Below are 12,411 nucleotides of genomic sequence, written 5' to 3'. Positions count from 1 at the left end.
ATGCCGGTGACACAACGTCGATTTATGGCGCTAACGCCCCAAATCACTGAAAGGTGAGCTTTTAGATCCGGACCAGAGCGATCTGGGGCAGGCGGTCGCATTCGTGCGATATGCCGGCCCTTGGCTTTTCCGGTGGGTTCATCCTGTTGCGCGGCTAACGGTCGGCTTTGCCGACCTCGTGGGTTCGAGCCGGCATGATGCCGGCTGCACAACTTAAGGAGTTCAGGGCGTAATGGCAACGATCACCCCGCAGAAGAAGTCCAACGCGGCTCGTCACGGGTTCAAGACCGGCGAATTCATCGTCTATCCGGCGCATGGCGTCGGCCAGATCGTGGCGATCGACGAGCAGGAAGTTGCGGGTCACAAGCTAGAACTGTTCGTCATCGATTTCCAGAAGGACAAGATGCGGCTGAAGGTGCCGGTCGCCAAGGCGACCTCGATCGGCATGCGCAAGCTGTCGGAAGAGGATTATGTCGACCGCGCGCTGAAGGTCGTGCAGGGCCGCGCCCGCATCAAGCGCACCATGTGGTCGCGCCGCGCCCAGGAATATGACGCCAAGATCAACTCGGGCGACCTGATCTCGATCTCGGAAGTTGTGCGCGACCTCTACCGCGCCGACAACCAGCCGGAGCAGTCCTATTCCGAGCGCCAGCTCTACGAAGCCGCGCTCGACCGCATGGCCCGCGAGATCGCCGCGGTGAACCGCATGTCGGAGACCGAGGCGGTGCGCCTCATCGAGGTCAACCTCAACAAGGGTCCGAAGCGCGGCGCCAAGGCCGACAACGAGGAAGCCGAGCAGGAAGAAGCTGCCTGAGCTTTTTCGCTTTTGAGTTTACGGAGAACCCGGCCTCGCGCCGGGTTTTTTGTTTCTGGTACCCAATTCTACACCCCGCTGCCGGCTTCCTTCTGCGCCTCCTCTTGCCTGAGCGAGGCGATGAAGCGCTTGGTGCGCGCGCGCTCCGGATTGTCGAACACGACCGAAGCCGGGCCTTTCTCGACGATGACGCCGGCGTCCAGGAACACCACCTCCTGCGCGATCTTGGAGGCGAGCCTGAGATCATGCGTGGCCATCACCATGGTCGTGCCTTCGCGTGCGAGCTGTCCGAGCACGTCTACTACCTCCTGCGCCAGTTCCGGATCGAGCGCAGAGGTCGGTTCGTCGCAGAGCAGCACGCGCGGCGACGGCGCCAGCGCCCGGGCGATCGCCACGCGCTGCTGCTGGCCGCCGGACAGAGTCGCCGGCCAGGCGTCGGCCTTTTCCGCCATGCCGACCTTTTCGAGCAGCGCCATCGCCCGCTCGCGCGCCCTTGGCTCAGGCCATTTCAGCACCGTCACCAGTCCTTCCATGACATTCTCGATCGCTGTGCGATGCGGGAAAAGCTGAAAATTCTGGAACACCATGCCGGTCTGCAGGCGGATGCGCTGGATATCCTTGGCCGGCACCTTGCCACCCGGATGGAACGCAAGCGTCTCGTCGCCGATGCGCAGGGACCCGGACGTCGGGATTTCCAACAGGTTGATGCAGCGTAAGAGCGTGCTTTTGCCGCCGCCGGAAGGGCCGACCAGCGCAGTCACGCTGCCCTCGTCGAGGGTGACGGTCACGCCCTTCAGCACAAGATTGTCGCCGAAGCGCTTTTCGATGTTGCTGAGGCCGATCATGCGTTGGCCTCCAGGAACCCGCCATAGCGGTTTAGCCGCACTTCCAGCCGCGCCTGCAGCGCCGACAGAACCGAGCTCAACGCGAGATAGAGCGCGGCCGCCTCGACATAGAGGATCAGCGGCTCATAGGTGGTGGCGACGATGCGCTGCGCGGCCTGGAACATCTCGGGCACCGTGATCGCCGCCGCCAGCGAGGTATCCTTGACCAGCGAGATGAAGGTGTTGGAAAGCGGCGGCACGGCAACGCGGCCCGCCTGTGGCAGGATGGTGCGCCGCATCGCCTGGCTCCAGGTCATGCCGATCGAATAGGAAGCTTCCCATTGCCCCTTCGGCACCGAGCCGATGACGGCCCGGATGATCTCAGACGTATAGGCGCCGATGTTGAGCGTGAAGCCGATCAGCGCGGCGGGAAAGGCATCGAGCAGAATGCCGACCGACGGCAGGCCGTAGAAGATCAGGAACAACTGCACGAGCAGCGGCGTGCCGCGAAAGATCCAGACATAGAAGCGCACCAGCGCGACCAGCGGCTTCGGGCCGAACAGCCGGATCAGCGCCGTCACCAGTCCGGCGATGAGCCCAAGCGCGAAGGACAGGAGCGTCAGCGGCACGGTGAAGATCAGCGCCGCCCACAACAGCGTCGGCAACGATTCCAGCATCAATTGCAGCCAGTGCGGCACGAAGCGCTTCTCCCTTCCAGATACGGCGGCGCGTCCCCCGTATGGACCGACTATCATGCAAAAACCGGCGGGCCGTCAAAGACGACCCCGATGAATGTCGTGCAAAAACAGCGGGCCGTCGAAGACGGCCCGCCGGTATCCGAGCAAGGAGACGATTGCCTTACTTCGAAACGTCCTGGCCGAAATACTTGTCGGCGATCTTCTGGTAGGTGCCGTCGGCCTTGATGTCGGCCAGCGCCTTGTTGATGGCCGCGACCAGCTCCGGATCGCCCTTGCGCACGATGACGCCGGAATAATCGGCATTCTCTTCCTGCGCCGCGATCTTCACATTGGCGTCCGGCTTGTGCTTCTTGAAATCGAGGAAGGACAGGCTGTCATTGATCGTGGCGTCGGCGCGGCCGGTGAGCAGAAGCTGGATCGACTGGTCGAACCCGTCGGTGCCGACGAGCTCGGCGCCGTTCTTCTCGGCGAGCTTGCCGAAATTGGAGGTCAGCGACTGCGCCGACTTCTTGCCCTTGAGATCGGCGAAGGTCTTGATATCGGTGTTGTCGCCACGCACGATCAGCACCGCCTTCGAGGCGATGTAGGGATCGGAGAAATCATACTTGGCCTTGCGCGCATCGGTGATACCGACTTCGTTGATGACGGCGTCGTAGCGATTGGCGTCGAGGCCGGCGATCAGGCCGTCCCACTTGCCTTCAAGGAACTGAACCTTGACGCCGAGCTTGTCGCCGATGGCCTTGGCGATCTCGACGTCGAAGCCGACCAGCGCGTTGGACTCATCGTGATAGGTGAAGGGCGCATAGGTGCCCTCAGTGCCTACCTTGAGCACCCCGGCCTGCTTGATCTGGTCGAGATTGGCGCCGGCATAGCCGGCGGTGATCGCCAGAACCTGCAGCGTTCCGGCGAGAAGAAGCGGTTTGAGCCATTTCATTTTTCTGTGATCCCGTTTTGACCGGTGTCCCGGCGCGACTGTGCGAGCCGGAAACTGGCAGATAGAAGGCTGCAAAATAAGGAACCAGATTTCAAAAATCGGCTCTGCCAGAAATCTGATTCTCTAAACCGCCGAGAATTCACCAGAAGGCTTTCCCGGCAGATAACAGAATGCTTCCGTCGGCACCATCTACCCCCTCGGGCGGCGGAACCATCCATGCGCCTGACACGTTGCATGGCTGTTGTAGGGCGCGGCGGCATCTTTTCAACCGCCATACGCGCAATCGTCGCAAAAGGAGCCGGCATGATCGAAGACGCGGCAGGACGGACATTGGTCCGGGCGGCAATGAAGGCTCCATACCTCGAGCGCGACGAGGAGCATGTCCTTGCGCTTCGTTGGAAGGAAGAGAACGACCAGCACGCGCTGCACAGGATCACTGTCGCCCATATGCGCCTTGTGATCTCCATGGCCTCGAAATTCCGCCATTACGGCCTGCCGCTCGGCGATCTGATTCAGGAGGGCCATGTCGGCCTGCTGGAGGCGGCCGCCCGTTTCGAACCCGCGCGCGAAGTACGCTTCTCAACCTATGCCACCTGGTGGATCCGCGCCTCGATGCAGGATTACATCCTGCGCAACTGGTCGATTGTGCGCGGCGGCACCAGTTCCGCGCAGAAGGCGCTGTTCTTCAATCTCAGGCGTCTGCGCGCGCGCCTCGCCAACGGCGCCGAGCCGCTCTCCAATGCCTCGCTCTACCGCGAGGTCTCGGCGGCGCTGGGTGTGCCGGAGGCCGACGTGGCGATGATGGATTCGCGCCTGTCTTCCCCCGACAGCTCGCTCAACGCGCCTTTGGCCGACGAGAACGGCGCCGCCGAGCGGATGGATTTCCTGGTTTCCGAAGATCCGCTTCCCGACGAAATCGTCGGCGAGAGGATCGACGTCCAGCGCCGCGCTATCTGGCTGCGGAGCGCGCTCGGCGCGCTCAATGCCCGGGAGCTCCGCATCATCGAGGAGCGCAGGCTGAGCGATGACGGCGCCACGCTGGAATCGCTTGGCGAACAGCTCGGCATCTCCAAGGAGCGCGTCCGCCAGATCGAGGCGCGCGCCATGGAAAAGCTGAAGCTGGCGCTGGTGAAGCAAAATCCTGAATTCCTGGCGGAAGCCGCCTGAAGCTAGTCCGGGCCAAGCTCAAAGATTAAGAACTTAATTAGAGCACGCCGTCATCGGGGCCATTTTTCCTCGGTAATAACTAGGATTGTGAGCTCTTTAACAGACTGTTGCGCCGCAATCGGCTTTTTGACTCCTCCAGATCACACCACATGGGGGATTTGCCATGCTGCGATGCTGCGCGCTGATTGCACTCTTGATCCTCGTGGGTCTCACGACGTTTCAAGCGCATGCCGAGCGAAGGGTTGCCCTTGTGGTCGGCAATTCGCAATACCGCGAAATCCCGGCGCTCAAGAATCCGGACAAGGACGCAGAAAACGTGTCGAGGACATTCCGGCTGGCCGGCTTCGAGGTGTTCGCCGCCAAGGACCTGACCAAGCTTCAGTTCGAAGAGCGGTTCCGCAACTATCTGGCGGCGGCGGACGGCGCCGATCTGGCGGTCGTCTATTATTCGGGGCACGGCTTCCAGATCGGCGGAGAGAATTTCCTGATTCCGGTCGATGCGTCGCTGAAAGATGCGGCCGACATGGAGGTCCAGGCCATCAAGGTCGACGACATATTGCGGCAGCTGCGCTCGAGATCGAAGGTCCAGATGATCATCCTCGACGCCTGTCGCAACGATCCTTTCCCGCGCAAGGACTATTGGCTACGCGACCAGTTGATCGTCGCCGGCGGCAGCGGCCTTGCGCAGGTGACAGGCTCGCAGAACACGCTGATTGCCTTTGCCACCGAGCCGGGGGCGGTCGCCTATGACGGGTCCGGCGACCTCAGCCCGTTTTCGTCGTCCTTCTCCCGCCGTGCGCTGGCGCCGGACCAGGAGATACGCTCGGTGATGGCGGCCGTCCGCCGCGACGTGGTCAAGGCCACCAACGGCAAGCAGGTTCCGTGGGAGAACTCCTCGCTGATCGACGACGTCGTGCTGATGCGCGGGGCGGAGCAACCGGCGCCGCCGTTGGACGCCGAGCAGGGCCAGCAGACGGCGGAACGCGGAATCCAGGTCGCCGACGCCGCCGAAGCGATTGGACGTCGCGACATCCGCGTCCCGCTCGGCGTCGGTCCGGTTCCGCTGAAACTGGAGCTTCCGGCCAAGGATGCCTCTATCAGCCTTAAGCTTGCGAGCTACCCGGCGGCCGGCACACTGTCCCTGCCCGACCGTGTCCTTTCGCCGCAATCGAGCCTGACGGCCGCCGAGGTCGACAAACTGCGCTACGAGCCGCAGATCGGTTCGGTCGCGCCCGTCGAAGTCGGCTTCGATATCCGCGCGGGCAGCGCCGCGAAGCGGTCGACGATGCAACTCTCGCCGAGCGTCGACCCTTGCGACCAAGCCGCCGGCGAGCCGCTCGACCTGCAGGGCGTTGTCTCGGGCCGCTTGCCGAACGAGATCGGCGGCGGAGCTGTCGAAGCCTGCGAGGCGGCGGTGAAGTCCTATCCTGACATTGCGCGCTTCCGCTACGAGTTGGGGCGGGCACTGCTGGCGTCGGGCCGGATCGACGAAGCCAGGAACGTGATCCAGGAGGCGGCCGATAAGGGGCACGTCCGTGCCGTGTACGAGCTCGGCTACATCGCCGCATCCGGAATGAGCGCGGCTCCGGATTTGACCAAAGCCAACAGCCTCTATGCGCAGGCGTCGGACAAGGGAGATCCCTACGGCATGACTGCCTTGGGGCGCGCTTTGTTCGACGGTGTCGGCGTCCAGCGCGACACCGGCAAGGGACTGGACCTGCTGCTCCAGGCGGCGGCGATGGGGCATGTCGATGCCACCAAGGACCTTGCGATGATTTTCAAGGAAGGCCGCAACGGCGTGCCCGCCGACCCGGCCCGCGCCTTGGCTTTCCTCCGAGCCGGCATCGACCGGCAGGAGGCTTATTCGATGGCCATTCTCGGTCTCTCGCCCAAGCGAAGCGAAAAGACGGTCCCGGTGTGCAAGCCCAAGGTGGTGACCAAAGTGGTCACGAAGATAAAGGTGGTCCGTACCCCCGCGCCAAAAGCGCCGCCACCGGTCACCAAGATACCGGCCAAGCGCATACCGAACGGCACCGGATCGGCATCTTGGCGTGGCAATGGCGGCGATCACCCCGAGCCCCGCGGCAGCGGATCTGACAGCGGCAGCACCGACGGTGACAGCACCGGCAGCACCGACTCCGGCAGCACCGACTCCGGCAGCACCGACACTGGCAGCACCGGCAGCACTGACTCCGGCAGCACCGACACTGGAAGCACCGGCAGCACTGACTCCGGCAGCACCGGCAGCACTGATTCCGGCGGCACTGATACTGGCAGCACCGGCGGCTCTGACGGGATCAGATAGCAGCATCGATGGCGTGGACGCAGCCAGCCGAACGGCAGCGTCGAGAGAGCATGATCCCGATAAGTGGGAACCGGTTTCGGACGACATGCTCCAACAAGGATCGTGATGGCGATTCAACGAAACGCCATCACCATCAAGCGGAAGCCGCCGGAAAGCGGGGCGTCGGTCTTATTTGTCGGTGACGATCTTGACCTTGTCGCCGGACGACACAGTCGCGCCCGGCGACATGGCGTTGAGCACGCGGAACAGATCGAGCTTGCGGTCGACGCCGACCATCTGCGCGGCGAGCGAGCCCATGGTCTGGCCGGCCTGGACGGTGACGACCCGGATATGCAGCGGCTTCAGCGCCGCCTTCTCGGCTGGGCTCAGCACGCGGAAGGAACCGCTGACCGAGCGCGCCACCGGGTCCAGCGAAGTGCTGGCCGAGGGCGCGGCCGTCAGCAGCCTGTAGACCTGCCCGCCGGCCCGGATCACCGCGATGTCGAACTGCCAGCCTTGCGCGCTGGCATGCGCCGTCGCCGCATCGTTGCCGTTGATCGTGTCCTGGCGCACGCTGGCGTCTTCGAGCCCCGCGACCCAGCCGCTGCGGATGTAATCGGTGAGCGACACGGACTTGTCGATCGCCACGCCGTCGAAGCGGATGGCGATGTCGCCCGGCCCGGTCGCGGTCACGGCGGCCGCCGAATTGTCGATGACGAAACCGTCCGGCATGGTGAACGAGACGCCGAGATTGGGATGCATGAAGGTCTGGCCGCGCACATAGCCTTCTTCCGGCGTGTCGCCGTAAAGCAGGCCGTCTATGCCGGCCAGAAATGCGTCGCGGTCGCGCGTGCCGACGCCGGGCGGGCCGAAATTGCGCGCCAGGCGCTGCGCCAGCTCGATACGCTGCGGCGTGTTCGGGTGCGTCGCCAGGAAGTCGAGGCTGGCGTCGGTGGCGCCGCTCACCGAGCGGAAATCCGTGTAGGCCGACATCGACTGCAGGAAGCGGCCTGCCGCATAGGGATCATAGCCCGCCTCGCCGATCGACTTGATGCCGATGGCGTCGGCCTGCAGTTCCTGGTTGCGCGAGAATTGCGCGAGCCTGAGCTTGCCGCGGATCAGCGCCGCCTTGGCGGTCGGGCTGTCGCCGAGCACATCGGAGACTACCTTGGTCGCCAGGCCCTCCTCGGCTTCGAGCTGCTGCCGCTGCAGGCCGTGATTCGCGGTGACGTGCCCCATCTCATGCGCGATGACGGCGGCAAGCTCGGAGGAATCGTTGGCCAGCGCCAGCAGGCCCCGCGTCACATAGAGATAGCCACCCGGCAGCGCGAAGGCGTTGACGTTGGGCGAGTTGAGGATGGTGATGCGATAGGTCTGGGTCGGGTTGGCCGACACCACCGTCAGATTGCCGACGACCTTGGCCACCATGCGTTCGAGCTTGGGGTCGGAATATTCCCCGCCATAGGTGGCGAGAATCCGCGGGTGCTGCGCCTTCGCCATTTCGGCGAGCTTGGCGTTGGCCACGACATTGTCGACGGTGATCGGCTTGTCGGAAGGTTGGAAGCCGCTCTCCTGCACGTCCGGCGGCGTGAACATCTGGCAGCTCGCCAGCACGGCGACGCTCGCCAGCGCGAGAAATCGTGCCAGCGGCTTCATCCACACCTTCTCAGCGCCGCTCGACAGGTCGGCTTCCTTTCCAAATCTTTCGGCAAATCACGGCCTATCCGGACCAGCATGGCCGGACCTAGCCATACTCCCCCGGACAAGGCAAGGAAACGCCGGATCGCCCATTGCCGGTTTGGCCATAAATTATGTCCGCTTCCGGGCAACATGTTGTGATCCGGCAACGGTGCCGCCTCGATCGCCGATATAGCGTCTGAATGCATCCGGTCCAGACCGATCGAAGAAATCCTCGGCCGGCCCGGCTGCCGCGATCGTGCCTTCGTCGAGAAATGCCACGTCCTGCCCGATGCGGCGCGCATCTTCCGGCTGATGCGTGACGAACAACACCGTCATTTCGCGCTCGGCATGGATGCCGGTCACAAGGTCCAGCATGTCGTCGCGCAGCGCCGGGCCGAGCGACGCAAAAGGTTCGTCGAGCAGCAAAACGGGCCGGTCGCGCAGCAGCACGCGCGCCAGCGCCACGCGCTGCCGCTCGCCGCCGGAAAGCTCGCGCGGCAGCCGCTTTTCCTTACCGGCAAGACCAACCCGCGCCAGCGCCTCGGCGACCTCGGCGCGATCGGCGTCGCCGAGTTTCAGCGACGGCGAGCGGCCGAGCCCGACATTGGCTTCGACGGAAAGATGCGCAAACAAATTGTTTTCCTGGAACACCATCGACACCGGCCGCGTCGAAGGCGGCGTGTTTCCGAGACCGACGCCGCCGATCAGGACCTTGCCCGCATCGGGCACTTCGAAGCCGGCTATCAGATTGAGCAGCGTCGACTTGCCGGAGCCGCTCGGCCCCATGATGGCGGTGATCCTGCCGGCTGCGAATTCGGCGTCGAAGCGAAAGGAAGATTCGCCATAGCTGAACGAGACGCCATCCAGCGCGACGGCGAGGCCCTTTTGCGCGGCGGTGCCGTCGATGGTCGTCGTCATGACTTTCCTTCCCGCCCCAGCCAGTCCGCGGCGACCACCAGCATCAGGCAGACGAGGCCGAGCAGCAAGGCAAGTCCCGCAGCGTCGGCTGTCCTGTAGCTGCTCATGCGCGCCAAAAGCAGATAGGGCAAGGTCTGCACGGAATCGCTGCCGAACAGCGCGATCACGCCGAGATCGCCGAGCGACAGCGCCATGGCGAAGGCGAAGCCGGTGGCCAAGGGCCGCCTCAGCGACGGCCAGTCTATCAGGCTGAGCCGGCTCCAGCCGGTTATGCCGAGCGCAAGGCAAAGCCGCTCGTGGCGTTCGCTCGCCGCGTCATAGGCCGGGCGAACGGCGCGAATGGCGAAGGGCATCGCCATCACTGCGTTGACGGCGACGACCATGACCGGCGCGATGGCAAAGACATCGGTGACGTGGCGCAGCGCCAGGAACCAGCCGGCGCCGAGCACGATCGGTGGCACGACAAGCACGAAGCCGGCGCCGGTGTCGGCGGCATGTTCGAGCAGGCCCATGGCCCTATCTGCCCGGCACCGCAGGGCCAGCGCGCGCCGTGCTGCGATCAGCGCCAACGAGAGCGTCACGCTGAGAAGCGCCGCAAGCAGGGCAAGGCCGACGCTGGTGAAGGTGGCGCGGCGCACCGCCGCTTCACCGGCCAACCGTCCGAGATCCGCCCCCAGACCTGAAAGCACGGTCGCCAGCATCGGTCCGGCGACGAACAGCAGAGCAAGCATGATGAGGGCGGCATTCAGCGCGCTTTCGATCCGGCCCGCCGAAAGGTAGCGGCGCGGCGCCACCGGCAGATTGGCATCACCGACCGTGTTGGCGCCGAGCCGCGTGAGTGCTGCGACCACGACGAAGGTGAGCGCGATCTGAAGAAACGTCAGTGTTACGGCCCGCGCGGGATCGAAATCGAAGCGCAGCGCCTGATAGATGGCCACTTCCAGCGTCGTCGCGGCCGGACCGCCGCCCAGCGTCAGCACGATGGTGAAGGAGGTGATGCAGAGCATGAAGACCAGCCCGGCAATCCCCGGCAGGGCTGCGCGCAGCACCGGCCATTCGATCAGCCGGAAGGCCGGCCAGGCGCGCATGCCGAGCTGGCTCGCCAGCCGCCACTGGTCGGCCGGAACGGTGCCCAGCGCCTCGAGGAACAGGCGCGTCGCCAAGGGCAGGTTGAAGAAGACATGAGCGACAAGGATGCCGGAGAGGCCGTAGATCCCCGGCCAATCCGCACCGCCAAGTCCGGCGAAGACGCCGGCAAAATATCCGGCCCGACCGTAGAGCGCCAGAATGCCGAGCGCGGCGACGATCGCCGGCAAGGCCAGCGGCACGGTGAACAATTGCAGGATCAGGCGGCGTCCCTGGAAACTTGGGTGTCTCGACAAGGCGCGCGCCACGAGCAGCGCCGGCGCGACCGACAGCAGCGTCGAGAGAGCCGCCTGCCACAGCGTGAAGCGGGCGACGCGCAGGAGATAATTGTCGAAGGCGGCGGCAGCGCCGGAGAGATCGTGCGCGCCTTCGACGGCGAGGCCGGCGAAGGCACCGCCGATGAGGATGGCGATGGCCGCCAGCGCGACGACGCCGGCGGTGACGCGGGAGTCAGGGTGCACGGCGGCTTGCACGTTGCACCTTGGTGGAATTCAGCAAACGCCGCGTTCCTTCGCGCCCCCCTCTGTCCTGCCGGACATCTCCCCCACAAGGGGGGAGATCAGCAGCGCCCGCGCCTCGCTCATCACTGCAACGTTGCCAGTTGGCGAAACCGCCGATGACGGCCAATCTCCCCCCTTGTGGGGGAGATGTCCGGCAGGACAGAGGGGGGCGCCGTAGAGCGATCATCTTGCGCGAAAAGCGATCCTACTTGCTCATCACCGCCAGCCACTCATCCACCCACGCCTTGCGGTTGGCGGCGACCTCCTGCGGGCTGAACAGCAAGGTCTTGGTCGGCTTCACCAGTTTGTCGAAGGCCGGGTTGAGCGGCTTGTCGGTCTTGCCGGCCGGGAACATCCAGTTGGTTTCCGGAATGACATCCTGGAATTTCGGTCCGGTCATGAAGGCGATGAACTTTTGCGCCAGCGGGTTCTTCGCGCCCGTCGTGGTGATGCCGGCAACCTCGATCTGCAGGTATTCGCCTTCCTCGAAGGAGGCCGCCTGGTAGCGCTCGGTGTTCTCGGCCACCATGTGATAGGCCGGCGAGGTGGTGTAGGACAGCACCATCGGCGCCTCGCCCTTGGTGAACAGGCCATAGGCCTCGCTCCAGCCCGGCGTCACCGTCAGGATCTTGGTCTTGAGCTTTGCCCAGGCCTCCGGCGCCTTGTCGCCATAGACTGACTTCACCCACAAAAGCAGCCCGAGACCGGGCGTCGAGGTGCGCGGATCCTGAATGACGATCTTGTCCGTGCCGGCGCCTTCGACCAGCTCCTTCAGGCTCCTCGGCGGGACTTTAAGCTTCTGCGTGTCATAGACGACGGCGAAATAGCCGTAGTCGAAAGGCACGAAAGTGTCGTCGCTCCAGCCTCCAGGCACGTCGATGGCGGAGACTTCGCCATGCGGCGCGAACAGTCCGCTCGCCTTGGCGTCGGCGGTGAGATTGGTGTCGAGGCCGAGCACGATGTCGGCCTTGGTGCCGGCGCCTTCGAGCTTGACGCGGTTGAGGAGCGCCACGCCGTCGGCCACCGAGACGAATTCGAGATCGCAGCCGCATTCGGCCTCGAATTCCTTCTTCACCGCCGGGCCGGGGCCCCAATCGGCGGTAAAGCTTTCATAGGTATAGACGGTGAGCTTGTCCTTCGCAGCGGCAGGCGCGACGCCCGCCAGAAGCGAGACAAAGCCGGTTGCGAGAATGAGATGGGACAGTATTGCGCGCATATCGGCGCCTCCTTCGTTCGAGTGACAAGGAATTGAGGCGCCGGATGGTCCGAAACGTCTAATCCCTCCGCCGGTACAAACCGGATCAGGTTCAGCGGGTTGGCTCGATCGCCTCTCAGCCGGATCACGTCCGGCACCCCGTTAGAGCGTTTCGACAGATAGGCCCGGCCGAAGCAGCGCGCAAGCGGAAGTTTGCCGGGCAGCTAATGTTCGCCGGCAGGCTCGCAGCC

General features: G+C 64.5%; 10 protein-coding genes and 1 riboswitch. Of the genes, 3 read left to right on the top strand and 7 right to left on the bottom strand.

The window, feature by feature from the left end; genetic code table 11:
- The first annotated feature begins 232 nt into the window (after nucleotides 1–232).
- Nucleotides 233–814 carry a CarD family transcriptional regulator gene (locus CK219_RS13725; RefSeq protein WP_040991750.1) on the top strand — a complete coding sequence of 194 codons (582 nt, stop codon included), beginning with the start codon at nucleotides 233–235 and terminating at the stop codon, nucleotides 812–814.
- Nucleotides 815–882: 68 nt separating this feature from the next.
- Here the strand turns inward: CK219_RS13725 and CK219_RS13720 are convergent, their stop codons facing one another.
- From CK219_RS13720 to CK219_RS13710, 3 genes are all read right to left on the bottom strand, one after another.
- Entirely contained in the window at nucleotides 883–1,659 is a 777-nt protein-coding gene (locus tag CK219_RS13720) for an amino acid ABC transporter ATP-binding protein (RefSeq protein WP_095767303.1), read from the bottom strand.
- Nucleotides 1,656–2,336, bottom strand: a complete 681-nt coding sequence (locus CK219_RS13715) for an ABC transporter permease subunit (protein ID WP_027166691.1) — start codon at nucleotides 2,334–2,336, stop codon at nucleotides 1,656–1,658. The genes CK219_RS13720 and CK219_RS13715 overlap by 4 nt, the downstream gene beginning before the upstream one ends.
- 160 nt (nucleotides 2,337–2,496) lie before the next feature.
- Nucleotides 2,497–3,270, bottom strand: coding sequence for an amino acid ABC transporter substrate-binding protein (locus CK219_RS13710; protein ID WP_095767302.1), 774 nt, complete (start codon nucleotides 3,268–3,270; stop codon nucleotides 2,497–2,499).
- A 303-nt stretch (nucleotides 3,271–3,573) separates the two neighbouring features.
- Here CK219_RS13710 and CK219_RS13705 point away from each other — a divergent pair, with 303 nt between their 5' ends.
- Together CK219_RS13705 and CK219_RS13700 are read left to right on the top strand one after the other, a co-directional pair.
- Nucleotides 3,574–4,437, top strand: coding sequence for an RNA polymerase factor sigma-32 (locus tag CK219_RS13705; protein WP_095767541.1), 864 nt, complete (start codon nucleotides 3,574–3,576; stop codon nucleotides 4,435–4,437).
- A 163-nt stretch (nucleotides 4,438–4,600) separates the two neighbouring features.
- The gene (locus tag CK219_RS13700) at nucleotides 4,601–6,742 is read left to right on the top strand and encodes a caspase family protein (protein WP_176477011.1); all 2,142 of its coding nucleotides are present in this window, start codon (nucleotides 4,601–4,603) and stop codon (nucleotides 6,740–6,742) included.
- Nucleotides 6,743–6,910: 168 nt separating this feature from the next.
- Here the strand turns inward: CK219_RS13700 and CK219_RS13695 are convergent, their stop codons facing one another.
- The 4 genes from CK219_RS13695 to thiB all read right to left on the bottom strand — a co-directional run bounded on the left by CK219_RS13695 (nucleotide 6,911) and on the right by thiB (nucleotide 12,181).
- Complete coding sequence (locus CK219_RS13695) at nucleotides 6,911–8,377, bottom strand: M48 family metalloprotease (RefSeq protein WP_095767301.1); 1,467 nt, start codon at nucleotides 8,375–8,377, stop codon at nucleotides 6,911–6,913.
- 153 nt (nucleotides 8,378–8,530) lie between these two features.
- Nucleotides 8,531–9,319 carry a thiamine ABC transporter ATP-binding protein gene (gene thiQ, locus CK219_RS13690; protein ID WP_095767300.1) on the bottom strand — a complete coding sequence of 263 codons (789 nt, stop codon included), beginning with the start codon at nucleotides 9,317–9,319 and terminating at the stop codon, nucleotides 8,531–8,533.
- Nucleotides 9,316–10,926 carry a thiamine/thiamine pyrophosphate ABC transporter permease gene (gene thiP / locus CK219_RS13685; RefSeq protein ID WP_245340474.1) on the bottom strand — a complete coding sequence of 537 codons (1,611 nt, stop codon included), beginning with the start codon at nucleotides 10,924–10,926 and terminating at the stop codon, nucleotides 9,316–9,318. The genes thiQ and thiP overlap by 4 nt, the downstream gene beginning before the upstream one ends.
- Before the next feature lie 244 nt (nucleotides 10,927–11,170).
- A complete protein-coding gene (gene thiB / locus CK219_RS13675; RefSeq protein WP_095767298.1) occupies nucleotides 11,171–12,181 on the bottom strand; it encodes a thiamine ABC transporter substrate binding subunit in 1,011 nt (336 codons plus the stop codon).
- Between the two features lie 45 nt (nucleotides 12,182–12,226).
- Nucleotides 12,227–12,332: riboswitch (TPP riboswitch) on the bottom strand.
- Nucleotides 12,333–12,411: the final 79 nt, after the last annotated feature.

The sequence above is a fragment of the Mesorhizobium sp. WSM4313 genome, assembly GCF_002294725.1.
GTDB lineage: Bacteria > Pseudomonadota > Alphaproteobacteria > Rhizobiales > Rhizobiaceae > Mesorhizobium.
This window is presented reverse-complemented; position numbering and strand designations above follow the sequence as displayed.